The 22,003-nt window shown below is 63.3% G+C and carries 20 protein-coding genes; 10 read left to right on the top strand and 10 right to left on the bottom strand.

The features are described from left to right. Positions 1-112: 112 nt before the first annotated feature. From H5P29_RS14495 to H5P29_RS14480, 4 genes are all read left to right on the top strand, one after another. Positions 113-1,552: an amidohydrolase family protein gene (locus H5P29_RS14495; RefSeq protein ID WP_067960304.1), complete on the top strand. Its 1,440-nt coding sequence runs from the start codon at positions 113-115 to the stop codon at positions 1,550-1,552. Between the two features lie 97 nt (positions 1,553-1,649). Further along, positions 1,650-1,979, top strand: a complete 330-nt coding sequence (locus tag H5P29_RS14490; protein ID WP_154386316.1) for a hypothetical protein — start codon at positions 1,650-1,652, stop codon at positions 1,977-1,979. Positions 1,980-2,226: 247 nt separating this feature from the next. Further along, positions 2,227-3,513 (top strand): DUF2778 domain-containing protein, encoded by a 1,287-nt coding sequence (locus H5P29_RS14485; protein WP_246786984.1) that lies wholly within the window; start codon positions 2,227-2,229, stop codon positions 3,511-3,513. A 63-nt stretch (positions 3,514-3,576) separates the two neighbouring features. Beyond that, complete coding sequence (locus tag H5P29_RS14480) at positions 3,577-4,494, top strand: cation diffusion facilitator family transporter (protein WP_154386317.1); 918 nt, start codon at positions 3,577-3,579, stop codon at positions 4,492-4,494. A 15-nt stretch (positions 4,495-4,509) separates the two neighbouring features. Here H5P29_RS14480 and H5P29_RS14475 read toward each other — a convergent pair whose 3' ends face one another. Further along, positions 4,510-5,271 carry an ABC transporter permease gene (locus H5P29_RS14475; RefSeq protein WP_154386318.1) on the bottom strand — a complete coding sequence of 254 codons (762 nt, stop codon included), beginning with the start codon at positions 5,269-5,271 and terminating at the stop codon, positions 4,510-4,512. Beyond that, positions 5,268-6,194 (bottom strand): ABC transporter ATP-binding protein, encoded by a 927-nt coding sequence (locus H5P29_RS14470; protein ID WP_067966320.1) that lies wholly within the window; start codon positions 6,192-6,194, stop codon positions 5,268-5,270. The genes H5P29_RS14475 and H5P29_RS14470 overlap by 4 nt, the downstream gene beginning before the upstream one ends. 211 nt (positions 6,195-6,405) lie before the next feature. Here H5P29_RS14470 and H5P29_RS14465 point away from each other — a divergent pair, with 211 nt between their 5' ends. The 6 genes from H5P29_RS14465 (at position 6,406) to H5P29_RS14440 (ending at position 13,181) form a co-directional block, all read left to right on the top strand. Next, on the top strand, positions 6,406-7,338 hold the full coding sequence (locus H5P29_RS14465) for an alpha/beta fold hydrolase (protein WP_154386319.1): 933 nt from the start codon (positions 6,406-6,408) through the stop codon (positions 7,336-7,338). A gap of 96 nt (positions 7,339-7,434) precedes the next feature. Next, a complete protein-coding gene (locus H5P29_RS14460; protein WP_067960299.1) occupies positions 7,435-8,610 on the top strand; it encodes a CaiB/BaiF CoA-transferase family protein in 1,176 nt (391 codons plus the stop codon). Beyond that, positions 8,607-10,259, top strand: coding sequence for a thiamine pyrophosphate-binding protein (locus H5P29_RS14455; RefSeq protein ID WP_154386320.1), 1,653 nt, complete (start codon positions 8,607-8,609; stop codon positions 10,257-10,259). Before H5P29_RS14460 ends, H5P29_RS14455 begins: the two co-directional genes overlap by 4 nt. A gap of 182 nt (positions 10,260-10,441) precedes the next feature. Continuing rightward, positions 10,442-11,158, top strand: coding sequence for a glycosyltransferase family 2 protein (locus tag H5P29_RS14450; RefSeq protein ID WP_067960294.1), 717 nt, complete (start codon positions 10,442-10,444; stop codon positions 11,156-11,158). Continuing rightward, a complete protein-coding gene (locus H5P29_RS14445) occupies positions 11,155-11,484 on the top strand; it encodes a lipid-A-disaccharide synthase N-terminal domain-containing protein (protein ID WP_067960293.1) in 330 nt (109 codons plus the stop codon). Before H5P29_RS14450 ends, H5P29_RS14445 begins: the two co-directional genes overlap by 4 nt. A gap of 8 nt (positions 11,485-11,492) precedes the next feature. Next, a complete protein-coding gene (locus H5P29_RS14440) occupies positions 11,493-13,181 on the top strand; it encodes a glycosyltransferase family 39 protein (RefSeq protein WP_154386321.1) in 1,689 nt (562 codons plus the stop codon). 260 nt (positions 13,182-13,441) lie between these two features. On the opposite strand, the gene H5P29_RS14435 is transcribed toward H5P29_RS14440, so the two are convergent. The 8 genes from H5P29_RS14435 to H5P29_RS14400 form a co-directional block, all read right to left on the bottom strand. Continuing rightward, entirely contained in the window at positions 13,442-14,416 is a 975-nt protein-coding gene (locus H5P29_RS14435) for an ABC transporter substrate-binding protein (RefSeq protein ID WP_067960286.1), read from the bottom strand. 51 nt (positions 14,417-14,467) lie between these two features. Continuing rightward, positions 14,468-15,601, bottom strand: a complete 1,134-nt coding sequence (locus H5P29_RS14430; protein WP_371818560.1) for an ABC transporter permease — start codon at positions 15,599-15,601, stop codon at positions 14,468-14,470. Next, positions 15,598-16,476, bottom strand: coding sequence for an ABC transporter permease (locus H5P29_RS14425; protein ID WP_154386322.1), 879 nt, complete (start codon positions 16,474-16,476; stop codon positions 15,598-15,600). The genes H5P29_RS14430 and H5P29_RS14425 overlap by 4 nt, the downstream gene beginning before the upstream one ends. 6 nt (positions 16,477-16,482) lie before the next feature. After that, positions 16,483-17,304 carry an ABC transporter ATP-binding protein gene (locus H5P29_RS14420; RefSeq protein WP_182573203.1) on the bottom strand — a complete coding sequence of 274 codons (822 nt, stop codon included), beginning with the start codon at positions 17,302-17,304 and terminating at the stop codon, positions 16,483-16,485. A gap of 177 nt (positions 17,305-17,481) precedes the next feature. Then, positions 17,482-18,933: a dihydropyrimidinase gene (hydA, locus tag H5P29_RS14415; protein ID WP_154386323.1), complete on the bottom strand. Its 1,452-nt coding sequence runs from the start codon at positions 18,931-18,933 to the stop codon at positions 17,482-17,484. Positions 18,934-19,086: 153 nt separating this feature from the next. Beyond that, positions 19,087-20,337: a Zn-dependent hydrolase gene (locus tag H5P29_RS14410; RefSeq protein WP_067960275.1), complete on the bottom strand. Its 1,251-nt coding sequence runs from the start codon at positions 20,335-20,337 to the stop codon at positions 19,087-19,089. Between the two features lie 11 nt (positions 20,338-20,348). After that, positions 20,349-20,648: a cupin domain-containing protein gene (locus H5P29_RS14405; RefSeq protein WP_067960273.1), complete on the bottom strand. Its 300-nt coding sequence runs from the start codon at positions 20,646-20,648 to the stop codon at positions 20,349-20,351. After that, positions 20,645-21,973 (bottom strand): aspartate aminotransferase family protein, encoded by a 1,329-nt coding sequence (locus H5P29_RS14400; RefSeq protein ID WP_067960270.1) that lies wholly within the window; start codon positions 21,971-21,973, stop codon positions 20,645-20,647. The genes H5P29_RS14405 and H5P29_RS14400 overlap by 4 nt, the downstream gene beginning before the upstream one ends. Positions 21,974-22,003 lie beyond the last annotated feature (30 nt).

The following is a 22,003-nucleotide window of genomic DNA, read 5'->3' as shown; positions in this document are numbered from 1 at the left end:
CAGAGGACCATCCAGATCACCTTGGTGGTATTCTTGCCAAGGCAATATCTAAGGTTGCCAATGCCTCCCATGGGACTACATTAACTTCGCTCGAAGGCTGATGGGGGATGCAATGCTCCGGTTAGGTCAGAAGTACCAGCACCTCGTTCACGGAACCGGCTGCAGCTGCTTCAGCCCCGAGATTCAGCAGGCATCGCGACGCCTCGAGGCCCTTACGCGACGCGGCTTCATGGCGGGCATGGGAGCAAGCTTTGCCGCTCTTGCCTCGCCTTCCCTGGCCCAGGCACCCGGCCCGTCACAAAAAACCCTGTTCAGGCAGGTCAGGCTGTTCGACGGCACCTCCGACACACTCAAGACTGGCGTTCAGGTCCTGGTCGAAGGCAACCGTGTCACAGCGGTAGACACGAAAAACAGCGCAGCACCCTCCGACGCAACTGTCATCGACTGCGGCGATCGTGTGCTCATGCCGGGCCTGATCGACGCCCACTGGCATACGGTGTTTGCGGCGGTGCCGTTGAACGTACTGCTGGCGGGCGATCCGGGCATCATCTTCGCTGCCACCACCGCCGAGGCAGAGCGTACCTTGCTGCGCGGCTTCACCACGATCCGGGATTTGGGTGGTCCGGTTTTCTCGTTCAAACAGGCTGTCGACAGCGGCATCGTTCCGGGCCCACGCATCTTTCCCTGCGGAGCGATGATCACGACGACAGGAGGCCACGGCGATTTGCGCATGCCGACAGAGATCCCGCGAGATGGCAACCAGCTCAGCGTCGGCGAACTGATGGGAGCCAACGCGGTCGTCGATGGCATTCCCGACTTGAAGATGCGCATCCGCGAGCAGCTGATCCAGGGGGCATCGCAGATCAAGCTTGTCGGCGGTGGCGGGGTTTCGTCGCCGCGCAGCCCGCTCGACATGTCGACCTTTGCCGAAGACGAGATACGCGCTGCCGTCTCTGTGGCAAAAGACTGGAATACATACATCACCGTCCACGCCTATGCCCCCAACACCGTTCAGCGGGCGATCAACGCCGGAGCGGCCTGCGTCGAGCATGCGCACCTGATGGATGAGGCGACGGCAAAGCTCTTTGCCGAAAAAGACGTATGGCTCAGCATGCAGCCATTCCTCACCGTCGAGGATGCTGAGCCTCAGACCGGTCCAAGCGCGGAACGCATACAGCAGCTGTTCGCCGGCACTCCCAAGGTCTACGAGTTTGTTCGCAAGCACGGCATCAGGACCGCGTGGGGTTCCGACGTGCTGTTTTCGCCGGCAATGACCGCGCGCCAAAGCGTCATGTTCACCCATCTCAGCAATTTCTACTCCAATGCCGAGGCACTCCGCATGGCAACTTCGGGGAATGCGCAGCTGCTGGCGCTGTCCAATCTGCGCAATCCCTATCCCGGCAAGCTCGGCGTGATCGAACCAGGCGCCCTCGCCGACATGCTCCTTCTGGACGGAAATCCGCTCGAAAATATCGACCTGATCAGCGAGCCAGGAAAGAACATGGTCGTGATCATGAAGGACGGCACGATCCACAAGAACACACTTGGCTGAATGTCCCACCAACGTGCCAATTGCAGCCCAATCAGGCCCGTGCGACAGATGGTAAGCATTGCGCTTGAACAAAGGTTAGCTGGGAGGCAGCAGGCAGGTGTGGCCCGTATTCAGAAAGCTGTTCTCCCGGTCAAAATCTCTGAACGCTCTCCTTGGCGACGTCATTTTTGCAACGCCGCGAGAACGTGGCACCAACCTGAGCTCGTTCTTTGAGTGGCGCGTGAAGAAATCTATAGATGGCGCCAAATTCTACATATCGCTCGCCATGATACCTGACGGCTATGCCGGCGCGCAGGGCTCCCCTACCAATTACATCAACTTCGACCTGGAAACTGCTGAAAGGGTGCGCGAGCACCTGACCGAGTGCATCGACGTTGCACGCCGCAGCCAGAATTCGCCTGCCGCAGCGAGCGCCGACAACAGCTGATTTTTGGTATTGGCAATTTGGCTATACGCGTACGGCTGGAGCAGCCGAGCGCGAGCGCGACACATCGCTCGGACGCAAAGCAAAAATTAACCACATTTGTCCATCCTTTCTCCATCGTTCTGTCGAGTTGGGGACATTCCGGAAATCACGCACTGCGGTCGCTTCGCCGGCCGCACGATGTTGCGGGACAACTGGTCTGCTACGCGTTTTGAGTAAAATCGTTCGTCCACAATCCTTGCGCCGTCTGGTGCGCCCGTTTGTCATCGCTTGTGTCGGCACGGCTTTCGCCGGCATGGCAGCGTGGTCGATGGCCGGCATGGCCGCATTAAGCAATGTCAGCGCCTTCGATCCGGCCCACCTGGCGCCCAAGCCGCACGCGCAGCCGGTGATCGTCAAGCAGGCGCGGCTCACGGCCTATGTCAGTACCGACAAGGCATCGCGGCTCGCCGCCTCGACCAAGCCCTTGATATCCGCCAACGGCGCCAAGCCCGCCGCCATGGCCAGCCTAGCCGGCAGTCTGGGCAAATCAGCCCGCCATGCAACCGTAGCGGCTGCCGCGCCCGCAAACAGCAATGCCGCCCGCTTCGACACCATAGCCAGCAAGGCTGATCTGAGCTCCAAGAAGCTCGCCAGCCTGTTCGCGGCCAGTTCCGTCGAACTGAGACAGCTTGCCGACGCCGCAGAGAGCGCCGATCAGCCGGTATCCTTGCCAGCTTCGGTCGCAGAGCGCCCGACCATCCTCGCTTATGCTGATCCGTCGCCTGGCGGCGCTGCCGACACTGCACTGTCGACCCTTCTGACCGGGTCTTCCGAAGAGGAACTCGCCGCGGCACAAGCTGAAGCAGAAGCGGCCGCCCTGCCCGACTATGCCGAAACCCCGTCGGCCGGCCCCCGTCCGGAACTCCGCCCCGAAGTCGCTGCCGCCGAGCCTGCAGATGTCGGCAAGGCGAACGTCCCCGATCCCGAGGTCAGTGCACCGAAGGTGGTCGAAAAGCCAGAAACCCGAAAGCCGCAAAAACTCGCCTATGCGCGCCCGGAAATTCCCGAGGACAAGCCGGGCAGCACGCTCGGCCAGTCGCTGCGCAGCCTGTTCGGCGGTAAGACCCGCGCCGGCAACGGCGTAGCGGTCTATGACATCAGCGCCGCCAAGGTCTACATGCCCGACGGCAGCGTGCTCGAGGCACATTCGGGCATCGGCAACATGGCCGACAACCCGCGCTACGTCCACGTCAAGATGAACGGCCCGACCCCGCCCCACACCTACAATCTCAAGATGCGCGAGAGCCGCTTCCACGGCGTCGAGGCGATCCGCATGCTGCCGGTCGACGGCAAGAACAAATATGGCCGCGACGGCTTCCTGACGCATAGCTATTTGCTGCGCGGTGGGCGCGAGGAGTCGCATGGCTGCGTCGCCTTCGCCGACTACAAGCGCTTCCTCACCGCCTTCAAGCAGGGCAAGGTCAAGCAGATGATCGTGGTGCCGAGCGGCGGCCGCGAGAGCTTCCGCCTGGCCTCGAACGGCAAGGCGATCTGAGGCAAGACCGCCCTCAAGCCGTCAGCGATGGACATCCGCAGGCGGCTATTTCATAGCTGACCCATGAAAACCGAAACAAATCTGCTTCGGATGTCAATCGCCGTGACGTTCGTCGTCGCGCTGTTCGGCATCGTCTTCGGCGTCCTCAGCGGCTCCTTCTCCATCGCCTTCGACGGCGCCTATTCGCTCGCCGATGCGACGATGACCATCCTGGCGCTGATCGTCGCCCGCCTCATCACCAGCAATGCCACCCACAACCGACGCCTGCACAAGCGCTTCTCGTTTGGCTTCTGGCATCTCGAGCCCATCGTGCTCGGCCTGAACGGCATCGTGCTGATCAGCGTCTCCTGCTACGCGCTGATCAATGCTGTCGCCAACCTTTTGGCCGGCGGACATCATCTCGAATTCGATTTCGCCATCATCTATGCGGCCGTCACCCTTGCCGCATGCCTGACGATGGCGACCATCGGCAGCCGCGCCAACCGGACGATCCAGTCCGACTTCGTGGCGCTCGACGTCACCGCCTGGATGATGTCGGGCGGCATCACCGCGGCACTGTTGATCGCCTTCATCGGCGGCTGGCTAGTCGAAGGCTCAAAGCTTGCCTGGACAGCGCCTTATGTCGATCCGGCTGTGCTCGCGCTTGTCTGCCTGGTCATCATCCCGATGCCCATCGGCACAATTCGCCAGGCCTTCTCCGACATTCTGCTGATCACGCCCGAGGCGCTCAAGGCACATGTCGACGAGGTCGCACGGGCAACGGTGAAGAAGCACGGCTTCGTCTCATACCGCGCCTATGTCGCCAAGGTCGGCCGCCTGATGCAGGTCGAGCTCTATTTCATCGTCCCGCCCGGCCTGCCCGCTAGGACCATCGAGGAATGGGACGCCCTGCGCAACGAGATTGGCGACGAACTCGGCGACGAAGGCCCCGACCGCTGGCTGACGATCGCCTTCACCGCCGACAGGGAATGGGCCGAGTAAGCCTCCGCCCTTCTGTTACACCTTGATGCGCCAGCCAGTCCTGAAGATCCACCAGACGGCGGCAAGGCAGGCCGCCAGGAACACCAGCGTCATGCCGAGGCTGATGCCGACATTGACGTCGGAGACGCCGAAGAAGCTCCAGCGGAAGCCGCTCACCAGATAGACCACCGGATTGAACAGCGACACCGTGCGCCAGAACGGCGGCAGCATGTCGATAGAGTAGAAGCTGCCGCCCAGGAAGGTCAGCGGGGTAACGATCAGCAGCGGCACCAGCTGCAATTGCTCGAAGCTGCGCGCCCAGATGCCGATGATGAAGCCGAACAGGCTGAAGGTTACCGCCGTCAGCACCAAAAACAGCAGCATCCAGACCGGATGCTGGACCTGCAGCGGAACGAACAGGGCCGCGGTGGCAAGGATGATCACGCCTAAAATGATCGACTTGGACGCCGCCGCCCCGACATAGGCGATGACGATCTCCAGATAGGACACCGGCGCCGACAAAAGCTCGTAGATAGTGCCGACGAATTTCGGGAAGTAGATGCCGAACGATGCGTTGGAAATGCTCTGGGTCAACAGCGACAGCATGACCAGGCCGGGCACGATGAAGGCGCCATAGCTGATGCCGTTGATCTCGCTGATGCGCGAGCCGATGGCCGCACCAAAAACGACGAAATAGAGCGAGGTCGAGATGACCGGCGAGACGATGCTCTGCAGCAGCGTGCGCCACGTACGCGCCATTTCGAACAGATAGATTGCGCGGATCGCGTAAAAATTCATCGCCGTTCACTCACCAGATTGACGAAGATCTCTTCCAGCGAGCTCTGCTTGGTCTGCAGGTCGCGGAAGCGGATTCCGGCGTCGTTGAGGTCCTTGAGCAGGGCCGTAATGCCCGTCCGCTCGCCTTGGGTGTCGTAGGTGTAGATGAGCTCGTTGCCGTCCTCGGACAGTTCGAGCCCGTGGCTCGAAAGCGCCGGCGGTACCTGCTCCAGCGGCTGCTGCAGCTGCAGCGTCAGTTGCTTGCGGCCAAGCTTGCGCATCAGCTCGGCCTTTTCCTCGACCAGGATGATCTCGCCATGGCTGATCACGCCGACGCGGTCGGCCATCTGCTCGGCTTCTTCGATATAGTGCGTGGTCAGGATGATCGTAACGCCGGTTTCGCGCAGCAGGCGCACCACCTCCCACATGTCCCGCCGGAGCTCGACATCGACGCCTGCCGTGGGTTCGTCGAGGAACAGAATCTGCGGTTCATGCGACAGCGCCTTGGCAATCATCACGCGGCGCTTCATGCCGCCCGACAAGGTGATGATCTTGTTGTCCTTCTTGTCCCACAGGGAGAGGTCCTTGAGGATCTTTTCGATGTGGGCCGGATTGGCCGGCTTGCCGAACAGGCCGCGGCTGAAGCTCACCGTCGCCCACACCGTCTCGAAGGCGTCGGTCGTCAGCTCCTGCGGCACCAGGCCGATCAGCGTGCGCGCCGCACGATAGTCACGAACGATGTCGTGGCCATCGGCCAGTACGGTGCCCGAAGTCGGATTGACGATGCCGCAGATGACGCTGATCAGCGTCGTCTTGCCGGCACCATTGGGCCCGAGCAGCGCAAAAATCTCGCCGCGGCGAATGTCCAGATTGATGTTCTTCAGCGCCGAAAAGCCCGACGCATAGGTCTTGGAAAGATTGGAAACGGAAATAATCGGCTGCATGACGATCATCACTTCAGCTGGGAATGGTACGGAAAATCGCGAAAAATGCCGGCGGGGGCGGCCGGTTCTGAGGTTAGCGCAATATATGGGCTGGCTTCCGCCGAACAAGGGACGTCGTGACAACTCCTGACATTGTCCCTGTGCACCACGGTTCGCCGGCCTTGACGGGCGCACCTGACATCCCCGACAGTCCGCACCGGGGGAGACAGCAATGCCGTTCGACACCACCACCACGCTTGCCTCCCCGACCGGGGCAAAACTCAATCTTTATGTCAGGCACGCCGACACACCTGCCCGTGCCGTCGTCCAGATCAACCACGGCCTCGCCGAGCATGGCGCGCGCTACGCCCGTTTCGCCGATTTCCTTGCCGCGCGCTGCTGCCATGTCTATGCGCACGACCATCGCGGCCATGGCGCGACAACTGCCCCCGATGCGCCCAAGGGCCGTTTCGCCGGCAAGAACGGCTTTGACATCGTGGTCGCCGACATCGCGGCGATCCACGACCATATCGCCGGAAAGCATCCCGGTCTGCCGGTGGTCGTCTTCGGTCATTCGATGGGCGGGCTGATCGCGCTCAATTTCGTCCTGCGCCACTCCGAACGCGTTGCTGCTGCCGCGATATGGAACGCCAATTTCTCCGCCGGCATACTTGGCCGCCTGGCGCAGGCGATCCTCGCCTTCGAGCGCTTCCGGCTGGGCTCGGACGTGCCCTCCCGCATGCTGCCCAAACTGACCTTCGGCGACTGGGCCAGGAAGATTCCCAACCGACGCACCGAATTCGACTGGCTGTCGCGCGATGTCTCAGAGGTCGACGCCTATGTCGCCGATCCGCTCTGCGGTTGGGATGCGTCGGTGTCGATGTGGATCGACGTCTTCGACCTCGTCTTCGCCGGTGCCGACGACGGCAACTTCGCCGGCGTGCGCAGGGATTTGCCGTTCAATCTGGTCGGCGGTCAACGCGATCCCGCAACCGATGGCGGCAAGGCTGTCGAGGCGCTCGCCGGGCGGCTGCGCCGGATGGGCTTTTCGAATCTCGTTTCAAAGGTTTATCCCGAGACCCGCCACGAAAGCCTGAACGAGATCAACCGCGAACCCATCATGGCCGATTTCGCCGGTTGGCTCGACCGGACGCTTCCCCGGTGAATGGCAGGGCTGGCCCAGTCCAACGCTGTGGCGGCCAATCGGGACTCCTGTTAGAGCCAATTGTGTACAATCTGTTGAAATGACATCTGGTGCCTCATGAGCAATCCGCCTCTTCACGGAATCCGCGTCATCGAACTTGCCCGCATCCTTGCCGGTCCCTGGGCCGGGCAATTGCTGGCGGACCTCGGGGCTGATGTCATCAAGGTCGAAAATCCTGACGGCGGCGACGACACCCGCAAATGGGGCCCGCCTTTCGTCACCTCGCATGACGGCGAAAACCTTTCGGCGGCCTATTATCATTCCTGCAACCGCGGCAAGCGCTCGATCGCGCTCGACTTCTCGACGCCGGAAGGGGCCGAGATCGTGCGCAAGCTGGTCGCAGGCGCCGACGTGCTGATTGAGAACTTCAAGCTCGGCGGCCTGAAGAAATACGGCCTCGACTATGACAGCCTGAAGAAGATCAATCCGAAGCTGGTCTATTGCTCGATCACAGGCTTCGGCCAGGACGGACCCTACGCCCCCCGCGCCGGCTACGACTTCATCGTCCAGGGCATGTCCGGACTGATGTCGATCACCGGCCCCGCCGGTGGCGAGCCGCAGAAGGTCGGCGTCGCCGTCACCGACATATTCACCGGGCTCTACTCCGTCATCGCCATCCAGGCGGCACTGCGTCACGCCGAGGCCACCGGCCAGGGCCAGCATGTCGACATGGCGCTGTTCGACGCCCAGATGTCGGTGCTCGCCAACCAGAACCTGAACTACCTCGTCTCGGGCAACTCGCCGGTGCAGATGGGCAATGCCCACCCCAACATCTCGCCCTACGAGGTGTTGCCGGTGCGCGACGGGCACTTCATCCTTGCTGTCGGCAATGACGGCCAGTTCCAGAAATTCTGCGCCATCGTCGGGCTCGAAGCCATCGCCACCGACCCGCTCTTCGCCACCAACTCGGCCCGCGTAGCCAACCGCGTCGCGTTGCGCGAAAAGATCGTCGCAGCCCTGGCCGGCTTCGGCCGCGAAGAGTTGCTGGCAAAGCTCGAGGCTGCGGGGGTGCCGGCAAGCCCGATCAACACCATCGGCCAGGCTTTCGCCGATCCGCAGGCGATCGCGCGCGGCATGCGCTTGGACCTCGACGACGGCCTCGGCAACAGGCTGCCGTCGGTGCGCGCGCCGATGGTGATGTCGGAGACGCCGCTTGCCTATGACCGCCCGTCGCCGCGCCTCGGGCAACACACCGCTGAGATCCTTGCCGAACTGGAGAAGACTGCGAAATGAAGACCGGCGGAAAACTGATCGTCGAGGCGCTCGAGGCCAATGGCGTCGACCGCATCTATTGCGTGCCGGGCGAATCCTATCTGGCCGTGCTCGATGCCCTGCATGATTCCAGGGTCCAGAGCATCGTCTGCCGCCAGGAAGGCGGTGCCGCGATGATGGCCGACTGCCACGGCCGCCTCACCGGCAAGCCAGGAATCTGCTTCGTCACCCGCGGTCCCGGCGCCACCAATGCGTCGGCCGGTGTTCATATCGCCATGCAGGATTCGATCCCAATGATCCTGTTCATCGGCCAGGTGGCGAGCCACGCCAAGGAGCGCGAGGCCTTCCAGGAGGTCAATTACCGCCGCTTCTTCGGCGACATCGCCAAATGGGTTGTCGAGATCGACGACGCCGCGCGCATTCCCGAGCTGCTCACCCGCGCCTTTTCGGTGGCGACGTCGGGCCGTCCCGGCCCGGTCGTCATCTCGTTGCCCGAGGACATGCTGACCAGCGAAGTCGAGGCACCTGTCGCCCTTCCCGCCGTACAAGTGGAAACCCATCCTGGCGAGGCCGAGCTGGACCGGGTCGAGGCGCTGCTCAACGCAGCCAAGCGCCCGTTTGTCATCCTCGGCGGCACGCGCTGGGACCAGCGCCTGGCTTTCGATGACATTCAGGCGATATCAGAGAAATGGTCGCTGCCGGTCGGCGTCTCGTTCCGGCGCCAGATGCTGTTCGACCACCTGCACGCCAACTATGCCGGCGATGTCGGCATCGGCATCAATCCAAAACTCGCCACGCGCATCAAGGAAGCCGACCTCGTGCTGCTGATCGGCGGCCGCTTCGGCGAAATGCCGTCGTCCGACTACACGTTGCTCAAGAGCCCCTATCCGGACCAGCAGCTCGTCCACGTCCATGCCGATCCGGACGAGCTCGGCCGCGTCTACCGGCCAACGATCGCCATCAACGCCTCGCCGGCCGCTTTCGTGCGAGCTTTCGCCAGGCGCAAGGGTCCGGCAGTACCAGGCTGGGCCGAGGAGACGAAAAAGGCGCATGCCGACTATCTCGCTTGGTCGACCCCGCCGCTCACCGGCCCCGGCCCCGTGCAGATGGGCCCGATCATGAACTGGCTGGAAAAGGTGCTGCCCGAGGACGCCATCCTCACCAATGGCGCCGGCAACTACGCCACCTGGGTGCACCGTTTCCACCGCTTCCGCCGCTACGGCACGCAGGCAGCGCCGACCTCCGGCTCGATGGGCTATGGCACACCGGCAGCGGTTGCCGCCAAAGGTCTGTTCCCGGAGCGCGAGGTCATCGCCTTTGCCGGCGACGGCTGCTTCATGATGAACGGCCAGGAATTCGCCACCGCCGTGCAATACGGCCTGCCGATCATCGTGATCGTCGTCAACAACGGCATCTACGGCACCATCCGCATGCACCAGGAGCGCGAATATCCCGGCCGTGTCGAGGCAACCGACCTCAAGAACCCTGACTTCGCAGCCCTTGCCCGCGCCTATGGCGGCCATGGCGAGACGGTGCGTGAGACCGACGAGTTCGCCGCAGCCTTCGAACGCGCACGCGCCAGCGGCAAGCCGTCGATCCTCGAGATCAAGCTCGATCCCGAAGCGATCACGCCGACGCGCACGCTGAGTGACATCAGGGACAAGCGCTGAGCATTGCATTGGGGCAAGGGAGACCTTGCCCCAATGGACATCTCGAAAAAGTGAGACCTGCCCCAGCAGTCAACTGGGAACTTGGCTCAGGGAAAGGCGCAACCATCGTGGCAAAGACGCGGCTTTATGCTATTGAGGCCGCGAATTTCGCCATCCTGTTGTAACCTTCCCCAGGCAAACTGATGATTTCAATCGTCATTCCGTGCAAGAACGAGGCTGAGAACCTGCCGATCCTGATCGGCGAGGTTCACGCCGCGATGGCCGGCCGCGACTACGAGATCATCGTCGTCGACGACGGCTCCACCGACCGCACGCCAGACGTTCTCGCCGAGCTAGCGCGCAGCGCCGGCCGCCTGCGCCATGTCAGGCACGACCGTTCCGCCGGCCAGAGTGCGGCCGTCCGTTCCGGGGTTTTTGCCGCGAAAGGCGACGTCGTCGTCACCATGGATGGCGACGGCCAGAACGACCCGGCCTACCTGCCCAAGCTCGCCGACGCGCTTGTTGCCGCCGGCCCCACCGTCGGCATCGCCGCAGGGCAGCGTCTCAAACGCACCGACACCAAGCTCAAGCAGCTGTCTTCGCGCTTTGCCAACGGCCTGCGCGAGCGGATCCTGCACGACGGCACCCGCGACTCGGGCTGCGGCCTCAAAGCCCTGCACACTGACCTGTTCCGCCAGTTGCCGTTCTTCGACGGCTGGCATCGCTATTTGCCGGCACTTGCGCTGCGCGAAGGCCGTGGCGTGGTCCATGTCGACGTCGTCGACCGCTCGCGAATCCACGGCAAGTCCAACTACGGCATCCTCGATCGCGGCCTGCGCGGCGTTCTCGACCTCTTCGGCGTGTGGTGGCTGCGCCGCCGCCGCAAGGTCGTGCCATCAGTCACGGAGCTTGGCCAATGAACCTGATCTCGGAACTCGGCACCTGGCTGCACGACGTTTTCATCGCCCAGTTCGACGGCTGGATCCTGCTCGGCTTCGTTGCCCAGGGCTTCTTCACCATGCGCTTTGTGGTGCAGTGGCTCGCTTCCGAACGCGCCAAGCGCTCGGTCGTACCGATCGCCTTCTGGTTCTTCTCGCTCGGCGGCGGCGCGCTGCTTCTGATCTACGCCATCAAGCGCCAGGACCCGGTCTTCATTGCCGGCCAGGGGCTTGGCCTGTTCATCTACATCCGCAATCTCTGGCTGATCGCCAATGAGCGGCGCCTGGCTATGTCCAAGACGGACTGACCACGGGCATGTCGACCATCGGACTCAAAACCTCCGCAACGTCCCGCAAAACGTTGACGCCGCTGACTTATCTCCTCTTGGGCCTGCTCGCGTTGTTCGCCTTTGCGCCGGGCACCTCGACGTTGCCGCCGACCGACCGCGACGAGTCGCGCTTCGTCCAGGCGACCAAGCAGATGGTCGAGAGCGGCGACTATGTCGACATCCGCTTCCAGGACGTGCCGCGCTACAAGAAGCCCGCTGGCATCTATTGGCTGCAATCCACAGCGGTGCTTCTGAGCGGCCAGGGCAGCGACGCCCCGATCTGGGTCTACCGCCTGATCTCGGTGCTCGCCGGTACCTTCTCGGTGCTGGCGCTGGCCTTCATCGCCGACCGCATGTTCGGACGCAGCGCCGGGGTCATTGCCGGCCTCGGCATGATGGGCATCCTGATGTTGGGCGTCGAGGCGCGCATCGCCAAGACCGATGCCACCCTTCTCGCCACCGCCCTGCTCGCCCAGGGCGCGCTAGCCACCATCTATCTCGGCCACAAGGCCGGCAGGCCGCAGGGCAACGCCAACTGGCTGTTCTGGGCCGCACAGGGCCTGGCGCTGCTGATCAAGGGACCGGTGATCCCCTTCCTCAGCCTGCTCACCATCTCCGCCCTCGTCGTCTTCGACAAGGACCGCGCATGGTTGCGCAAGCTTCGACCATTCACCGGCCTGCTGTTGACCCTTCTGGTTGCGGCCCCTTGGCTGATCCTGATTACGCTCAAGACCGGCGCCGAATTCTGGCAGGAGTCAGTCGGCAAAGACCTGCTGAGCAAGGTCGGCTCCGGCCAGGAATCCCACGGTTTCCCGCCCGGCTATTATTTCCTGACCTATTCGCTGTTCATGTGGCCCTTCGCGCTGGTGGCACTCGAAGGCGGGCTCAAGGCGCTCAACAACTTCCGGCAGGACCCGCGCCTGCTGTTCTGCCTTGCCTGGTACCTGCCCTACTGGGTGGCGATCGAGCTGATTCCGACCAAGTTGCCGCATTACGCCCTGCCGGCCTACCCGGCGATGATCCTGCTGATGGCCTGGCTGCTGACCTCCAAATCGGCCGCCAGCATCGAGCTGTCGCGCTGGCAGCTCTGGCTGCGCCGCGCTTGCGCCTTCGGCATGTTCGGTATCAGCATCGGCCTTTCGGCAATCGCTTTCGGCATCACGCCCTACTTCCTCGGCTATGTCTCCTGGTGGGGGCTGCTGGCCGCCGTGCTCGTCCTGATCGCCGCCCGCTACGGCATCGGCGCGCCTGATGGCATGGACCCGGTCAAGCGCATCGCCTTCGCCGCGGCGGCGGCTGCTGCGGTCTTTGGCGTGCTGACGCTGAAGATCCTGCCGCCGCTCAAGCCGCTCTGGCTCAGCCCTGAGATCGCCGAGCGCTTCGAGAAGCTGAAGCCCTGCCCGACCTCCGTGCTGGCCTCGGCCGGCTATGGCGAGCCAAGCCTCGTTTTCCTCGCCGGCACGAACACCCAGCTGACCGACGGCAAGGGTGCGGCTGCGGCACTCATCGCCGATCCCGCCTGCGCCATCGCCGTCGTCGCAGAAGCCGAAAGCAAAGCCTTCCTCGCCGCCATTCCCGGTGGTGCCGACGCGCTCCGGCAGCGCGGTATCATTGAAGGCATGAACTATTCCAAGGGCGAGCCGCGCACGCTGACCTTCTACACGCTGGCGAAGTAGCGTCCGGCTGCCCGACGGGCGCACCTTGGTCGTGCGCGGGTCCTTCGAGGCCCGCTTCAAAGGCACTCAGGACGCAGGAGTTGGCCCCGCTCTCCTGACGGCGCTACGCCCTTCCGGGAAGCGCCTCTGCCACAACGGCCCTCGTCCTGAGGTGTTCGCCTGAAAGGCGAGCCTAGAAGAGGAGGCACCTCGAGCGCCAACCTCAAACAAAAAAGGGGCGGTCGCCCGCCCCTTTCCGATTTCCGAAATCATCCAAAAGCTTACTTGATCGCCTTGTCGGTGATTGCCGAAGTCCAGGCGCCCGAAGGCTCCTTGGTGATGATTTTCTGTGCCAGCAGCGCGTCGGCGGTGCGCTTGTAGGCCGCCTCGATCAGCTTGCCGTCGGCATTGTCGATCAGCTTGGCCACCTCGCCCATCATGCGCTTCTGGTGGTTTTCGTCCTGGCCGCCATTGTCGACGACGATACCGGCAGCCTCGTCTGGATTGTCGACGGCATATTTCCAGCCCTTCATCGAGGCGCGCACGAAGCGAACCATCTTGTCTTCGAAGGCCGGATCCTTGAGCTTGTCTTCCATGGCATAGAGGCCATCCTCGAGCAGATCGTTGCCCATGGCGGTGTAGTTGAAGACAGTCAGCTCTTCCGGCTTGAAGCCGGCGTCGATCAGCTGCCAGTACTCGTTGTAGGTCATGACCGAGATGCAGTCGGCCTGCTTCTGAATCAACGGCTGCACGTCGAAGCTCTGCTTCAGCACCGTCACGCCATCGGCGCCGCCCTCGGTCTTGAGGCCAAGCTTGTTCATCCAGGCGAAGAACGGATATTCATTGCCGAAGAACCAGACTCCCAGCGTCTTGCCCTTGAAGTCGGCTTCGGTCTTGACCGGGCCGTCCTTCGGGCAGACCAGCTCCATGCCGGCCTTCTTGTAGGGCTGGGCGATGTTGACCAGGCCGACACCCTTCTCGCGGGCGGCGAGCGCGCCGCCCATCCAGTCGACGATGACGTCGGCACCGCCGCCGGCGATCACCTGCTCGGGCGCAATGTCGGGACCGCCCGGCTTGATGTCGACGTCGAGGTTTTCCTCGCCATAGAAGCCCTTCTCCTTGGCGACGTAGTAGCCGGCGAATTGCGACTGGGTCACCCATTTGAGCTGCAGCGTCACCTTGTCGGCGGCGAGTGCCGCTTGTGCTGCGGCCAGCGACATCGCTCCCGCCATCAACGATACCATCAGTCTTTTCATCTTCTTCTTTCCCTCTGAAGTTGGACCGCGGCCCCGCCCAAGGAGCTCAGGTCACGCCCGCCCACCACGGACAGACGGATGCCAGAAAGTGGTGGCCCTCTCGATCAGGGCGACCACGCCATAGAAGACGGAACCGGCCAGAGCCGCAACAGCGATCTCCGCCCAGACCATGTCGACATTCATGCGCCCGATCTCGGTCGAGATGCGGAAGCCCATGCCGACGATCGGCGTGCCGAAGAATTCGGCGACGATGGCGCCGATAAGCGCCAGCGTGGAGTTGATCTTCAACGCATTGAAGATGAAGGGGGCGGCGGCCGGCAGGCGCAGCTTGAACAGCGTCTGCCAGTAGTTGGACGCATAGGTGCGCATCAGGTCGCGCTCCATGTGGCCCGATGCGGCGAGGCCGGCAACGGTGTTCACCAGCATCGGGAAGAAGGTCATGATGATGACCACGGCGGCCTTCGACTGCCACTCGAAGCCGAACCAGATCACCATGATGGGCGCCACGCCGATGATCGGCAGCGCCGATACCATGTTGCCAATCGGCAGGAGCCCGCGGCGCAGGAACGGCACGCGATCGGCCAGGATCGCGACGACGAAGCCCGAGGCGCAGCCGACGACGTAGCCGAACAGAACCGCCTTGAAGATCGTCTGGCGCACGTCGGCGGCAAGGGTCGGTAGCGATGCGCCGATGCGCGCGGCAATTGCGCTCGGCGGCGGCAACAGGATGAAGGGGATGCCCGCTCCGCGGGTCACCGCCTCCCATATGATCAGGATCCACGCCCCGAATATCGCCGGGATAAGCAGCCTGAGCAACGTCCTTGCCTGTTTCGACACCGGGCGGACTGCCGACAGCACGGCGACGCAACGCCAGGCCAGCAGCCAGGCGGCGGCAAGCAGCAGGAAGTATGGCAGGCGCGCCATGCCTTCATTGCCAGCAACACCCGCGATCAGCAACCAGGCAGCGCCATGCGCGCCGACGAACAGCAGGGCGGCACTGGCGATGCCGGCAAACATGGCGAAGGAGGCAACGCCGCTCAATGCGATCAGCCCGATGACAAGTGACGTCGTGCCTCTCGACATCGGTGCCGTAGCCTCCGTGGCGAGCATCGGCATTGTCGCCATGGCTACGGCGCAAAGCAGCACCGCCAGCCCGACCTGCCAGGACGGCTTGGAGTTCATCATGCCGGCCTCCCACCCATCGAGCGTTCGACAATCTTGCCGACGATCCCCACCAGCACCACCAGCATTGCCGCCACCACCGATCCGGCGACGAGCGCTGCCCACATGTCGATGGTCTGGCTGTAGTAGGAGCCCGCGAGCAGTTTTGCGCCGATGCCCGCAACCGCTCCCGTTGGCAGTTCACCGACGATGGCGCCGACCAGGCTTGCCGCCACCGCCACTTTCATCGAGGCAAACAGGAACGGCACCGAAGCCGGGACGCGCAGCTTCCAGAAGGTCTGCGACGCACTCGCATTGTAGGTATGCATCAGGTCGAGGTGCATGAGATCGGGCGAACGCAGCCCCTTCACCATGCCCACGGCGACAGGGAAGAACGACAGATAGGTCGAAATCAGCGCCTTGGGGATCAGCCCGGTAATGCCGATTGCCGCCAGAACGACGATGATCATCGGCGCCACCGCAAGGATCGGGATCGTCTGCGAAGCGATGATCCACGGCATCAGGCTGCGGTCGAGCGCGATCACATGCACGATGCCGACGGCGATCAGGATGCCCAGTGCCGTGCCGAAGGTGAAGCCGAGCAGCGTCGATGACAGCGTCACCCACGAGTGGTAGACGAGACTGCGCGCACTGGTGACCTTCCTGAGGAAGGTGTTTTCAAAGAAGTTCTGCGCCACCTGGTGCGGTGCGGGCATCGTCGGCTTGGGCTGCGACAGCGTCTTGCCGATGAATTCCATTGTCGTCGGCGTCTCGCCCGCCCGTCGGTCGAGATCGCGCTGGAACGGTGCGTTCATGAAGACGGCGAAGGCATACCAGGCGACGACGATGACAGCGAGGATGGTGATGACGGGCACGACCCGGTCTCGAACACGATCCATTGTGGCTCAATCCTCGTAGGAATGGCCGGCGCGCAGCCCGTCGCGGACGCGCGCGGCGATCGCCAGGAATTCCGGGCTCTCGCGGATGTCGAGCGGCCTTTCCTTGGGCAGCGTCGACTCGATCACGTCGGTGACCCGGCCCGGGCGTGGCGACATGACGACGATGCGGGTCGAGAGGTAGACAGCCTCGGGAATCGAGTGGGTGACGAAGCAGATCGTCTTGTTGGTCTGCCGCCACAACCGGAGCAGCTGTTCGTTGAGATGGTCACGCACGATCTCGTCGAGTGCGCCGAACGGCTCGTCCATCAGCAATAGATCGGCGTCGAAGGCCAGCGCGCGTGCGATCGAGGCGCGCTGCTGCATGCCGCCGGAAAGCTGCCAAGGGTACTTCTTTTCGAAACCGGAGAGATTGACCAGGTCGAGCGTGCGCTTGATGCGCTCCTGCTGCTCGGCCTTGGGCAGGCCGATAATCTCGAGCGGCAAGCCGACATTGCTCTCGATCGTCCGCCACGGGAACAGTGCCGCCGCCTGGAACACGTAGCCATAGGCGCGCGCCTCGCGCGCCTGCTCGGGCGACATGCCGTTGATCGAAATCTTCCCTTCCGTCGGCTGCTCGAGATCGGCGATGACACGCAGGAAGGTCGTCTTGCCGCAGCCCGAAGGGCCGATGAAGGAGACGAACTCGCCCTTGTTGATGGTCAGATTGACGTCCGACAGCGCCCGCACCGGGCCGTCATTGGTCTGGAAGGTCAGCCCCAGTTGTCTGGCTTCTACGACGGCGTTCTGATCGACACGCGTCGCCGTGGCTTGATTGACTGTCATGAGCATTGCCCGACTTTACCCCACATCATGCCATCCTCTCCGAAGTTGAGGTAGGCGTCCACTTGATCGGGATGTTTTTGCTGGCTTGCAGAACCCGGTTGTCGTCCCGGTGCCATCCTTGCGACCGCCATGCGGTCGCCATCCCTGTTCGGTACATGGAAATAGCCTGCGAACCGCAGGGGCCTACACTCCGGTCGCCGGGATGCCCGTGCGTTCGACCTTGCGCGGCGCGGTGATCTCCTTCCACTGCGACAGCGCCCGGTTGACGGCTGCATGCGGTTCGCGGGCGACGAATTCGCCATGGCCGGGATGAACCTTGACCTCGTGCTCCTGGATCGCCAGTTCACCGCGGGTGAAGACGAAGCGCGGCAGGCCGGTCAGCTCGATGCCCTCGAAGACGTTGTAGTCGATCACCGACTGCTGGGTCTTGGCGGCGATGGTCTTCTTGCGCCTCGGATCCCAGACGATGATGTCGGCGTCAGCGCCTTCGACGATGGCGCCCTTCTTCGGGTACATGTTGAGGATCTTGGCGATGTTGGTCGAGGTCACTGCCACGAACTCGTTCATCGTCAGCCGGCCGGTGTTGACGCCCTTGGTCCACAGAACCGGCATGCGGTCCTCAAGACCACCGGTGCCATTGGGAATCTTGGTGAAATTGCCGACGCCGGTGCGCTTCTGCGCCGTCGTGAACGAGCAATGGTCGGTAGCCACCACCTGGAGAGAACCCGCCTGGAGGCCGGCCCACAGCGAATCCTGGTGCAGCTTGTTGCGGAAGGGCGGGCTCATCACCCGGCGTGCGGCGTGATCCCAGTCCTTGTTGAAATATTCGGTCTCGTCGAGCACCAGATGCTGGATCAGCGGCTCGCCATAGACGCGCATGCCCTTCTGGCGGGCCCGGCGGATCGCCTCATGCGCCTGCTCGCAGGAGGTGTGCACGACATAGAGCGGCGAGCCCACCATATCGGCGATCATGATGGCGCGGTTGGTCGCCTCGCCCTCGACCTCGGGCGGCCGCGAATAGGCATGCGCCTCGGGGCCGTTATTGCCTTCGGCCAGCAACTTGGCCGACAGCTGGGCGACGACGTCGCCGTTTTCGGCATGGACCAGCGGCAGCGCGCCGAGCTCGGCGCAACGCTTGAACGACGAATACATCTCGTCGTCGTCGACCATCAGCGCGCCCTTGTAGGCCATGAAGTGCTTGAACGAGGTAATGCCCTTGTCGACCACCTGAGCCATCTCGTTGAACACCTGCTCGCCCCACCAGGTGATCGCCATGTGGAACGAGTAGTCGGAGCAGGCCTTGGAGGTCTTGTTGTCCCACATCTGCAGCGCTTCGAGCAGCGACTGGCCAGGCGACGGCAAGCAGAAATCGACAACCATGGTCGTGCCGCCGGACAGCGCCGCGCGTGTGCCGCTCTCGAAGTCGTCGGCCGAATAAGTACCCATGAACGGCATTTCGAGATGGGTGTGTGGGTCGATGCCCCCGGGCATGACGTAGCAGCCAGTGGCGTCGAACTCGTGGTCGGCATGCAGGTTCTCGCCGATGGCGACGATCTTGCCATGCTGGATCAACACGTCGGCCTTCCACGTCCGGTCGGCCGTGACGATGGTGCCGTTTCGGATGACTTTGGTCATTGTTCAGTTCCCCTATTGTTGCCGCGCTTCTTTGCGAGCGCTTCAGCAAAGTTTCACATCATGTAACGGCAGACACTCCACGCAGGCCAAGCGCAAGCCGCCCTTCCCCGTGATGGGAAAGGGCTGCGAGCGTGGAGATGTCGGCCCAAAGAATCACTCAACGATCTCCGCGGTCTCGACCACGGCGTGGAACAGCACGTCGCAACCAGCGGCGGCCCATTCCGGATAGATCTCTTCGTCTTCGTTGTGGCTCAGCCCGTCGACACATGGGCAGAACACCATCGCCGTCGGCGCGACGCGGTTTATCCAGCAGGCGTCGTGGCCGGCACCCGAAACGATGTCGCGGTGGCTGTAGCCGAGCCGCTCGGCGGCGTCGCGCACGGCCTTGACGCAGCTCTCATCGAAGGCGACCGGGTCGAAATGGCCGACCTGCTCGATCTCGTAGGAGATATCAAGCGCCTCGCAGATCGTGGCGATGCCCTCGCGGATGCGCCCGTCCATGGCGTCGAGCACTTCCTTCTCCGGCGAGCGGATGTCGATGGTGAAGACGGTTCGCCCGGCGATGATGTTACGCGAGTTCGGATAGACCTCCATGTGGCCGACGGCGCCGACGGCGTCGGGCTGGTAGTCCATGGCGATCTCGTGCACCAGCTCGGTCACCCGCGCCATACCGAGCCCGGCATTGCGGCGCTTGTACATCGGCGTCGAGCCGGTATGGGCCTCACGCCCCGTCAGCGTCACCTGCAGCCACTTCAGGCCCTGGCCGTGGGTGACGACGCCGATGTCGATGTCCTCGTCCTCGAGGATCGGCCCCTGCTCGATATGCAGCTCGAAGAAGGCCTTCATCTTGCGGGCGCCGACCTTCTCGGTGCCCTTCCAGCCGATGCGCTCGAGCTCGTCGCCGAAGCGCGCGCCATGGGCGTCGGTGCGTGCGTAGGCATAATCCTGGTCGAGCACGCCGGCGAATACGCCAGATGCCAGCATGGCGGGGGCAAAACGCGTGCCTTCCTCGTTGGTCCAGTTGGCGACGACGATCGGATGCCTGGTCTTGATGCCGAGGTCGTTGAGCGTGCGCATCACTTCGAGGCCGCCAAGCACGCCGAGCACGCCATCGAACTTGCCGCCCGTCGGCTGGGTGTCGAGATGGCTGCCGACATACACCGGCAGCGCATCGGGATCGGTGCCTTCGCGACGGGCAAACATTGTGCCCATCTCGTCGACGCCCATTTCAAGCCCGGCCGCGTCGCACCATTTCTTGAACAGATGGCGGCCCTCGCCGTCCTCGTCGGTCAGGGTCTGGCGATTGTTGCCGCCGGCAATGCCGGGGCCAATCTTCGCCATTTCCATCAGCGAATCCCACAAACGCTCTGAATTGATTCGTAGATTTTCGCCTGGTGCGGACATGGTTCGGACCCTTATGCTTTCAACTCGACTTCAACGAACGACATTGGCTTGTCGCCGGCATTGACCACATTGTGCTCGACGCCCTCGTCGCGCCTATAGGCGACGCCGGCAGCCATGTCGACGCGTCGCGTGCCGCCGCCGGGCTCTTCCAGCAGGAAAGCGCAAGGCGTGATCGTCGTTACGACATAGTCCATGCCATGGCGGTGCCAACGCGTTTCCGCGCCGGGATCGAAATCCCAGCGCGTGACGCGGACCCTGTCGTCGTCGACGAGCACTTCGCTCGTCGCCTGCTGCCGCGCCTGGTAGGTCAATCCACCATCCTCAGCACTTCCCGGACGTGGTCGATCAGCTCGTTGATCTGGCCCTTGGTGATGATCAGCGGCGGCGACAGGGCGATGATGTCGCCGGTCGTGCGGATCAGCGCGCCACGCTCGAACGCCTTGACGAAGGCCGAGAAGGCACGTTTGGTCGGCGCGCCAGCCATCGGCTGCAGCTCGATCGCGCCGATCAGGCCGATGTTGCGGATGTCGATGACATGCGGCTCGCCCTTGAGCGAATGCAGCGCCTCCTCCCAGTAGGATGCAAGCTCCGCGCCGCGGGTCAAAAGGCCCTCTTCCTTGTAGGTGTCGAGCGTGGCGAGTGCCGCGGCCGAGGCAATCGGATTGCCCGAATAGGTGTAGCCGTGGAAGAACTCGATCATATGCTCGGGGCCGGTCATGAAGGCGTCGTGGATCTCCTTCTTCACGAACACGGCACCCATCGGGATGACGCCGTTGGAGACGCCCTTGGCGGTGGTGATGATGTCGGGGATGACGCCGAAATAGTCGGCCGCGAACGGCGTGCCGAGACGGCCGAACCCGGTGATGACCTCGTCGAAGATCAACAGGATGCCGTGTTTGGTGCAGATGTCGCGCAGCTTCTGCAGATAACCCTTCGGCGGGATCAGCACGCCGGTGGAGCCGGCGACCGGCTCGACGATGACGGCGGCGATTGTCGAGGCGTCATGCAGCGTGACGATGCGCTCGAGTTCGTCGGCCAATTCTGCGCCATATTCCGGCTCGCCCTTGGTAAAGGCGTTCTTGGCCGGCAGGTGGGTGTGCGGCATGTGGTCGACGCCGCCAAGCAGCGTGCCGAACATCTTGCGGTTGGTGACGATGCCGCCGACCGAGATGCCGCCGAAATTGACGCCATGATAGCCGCGTTCGCGGCCGATCAGGCGGGTGCGCGCGCCGTCGCCCTTCACCCGGTGATAGGCCAGCGCCATCTTGAGCGCGGTTTCGACCGATTCCGAACCGGAATTGGTGAAGAAGACGTGGTCCATGCCCTTGGGCGCGATGTCGACGAGGCGGTTGGCCAGCTCGAAGACGATCGGGTGACCCATCTGGAAGGCCGGCGCATAGTCGAGCTCTGCCGCCTGCTTCTGGATCGCCTCGGTGATCTTGGGCCGGCAGTGGCCGGCATTGACGCACCAGAGACCGGCGGTGCCGTCGAGAACCTTGCGGCCGTCGCTCGAGGTGTAATGCATGTCCTTGGCCGCAACCATCATGCGCGGCGACTGCTTGAACTGCCGGTTCGAGGTGAACGGCATCCAGAATGCGCTGAGATCGTTGGGCGTAACTTTGAGCCTGTCCGACATGACCAAGCTTTCCTTTCTTCCCCTGTTTAG

The sequence above is a fragment of the Aminobacter sp. MDW-2 genome (assembly GCF_014250155.1).
Lineage (GTDB): Bacteria > Pseudomonadota > Alphaproteobacteria > Rhizobiales > Rhizobiaceae > Aminobacter > Aminobacter ciceronei.
Note: the sequence above shows the minus strand (reverse complement) of the source record. Positions and strands in the feature narration are given on the sequence as shown.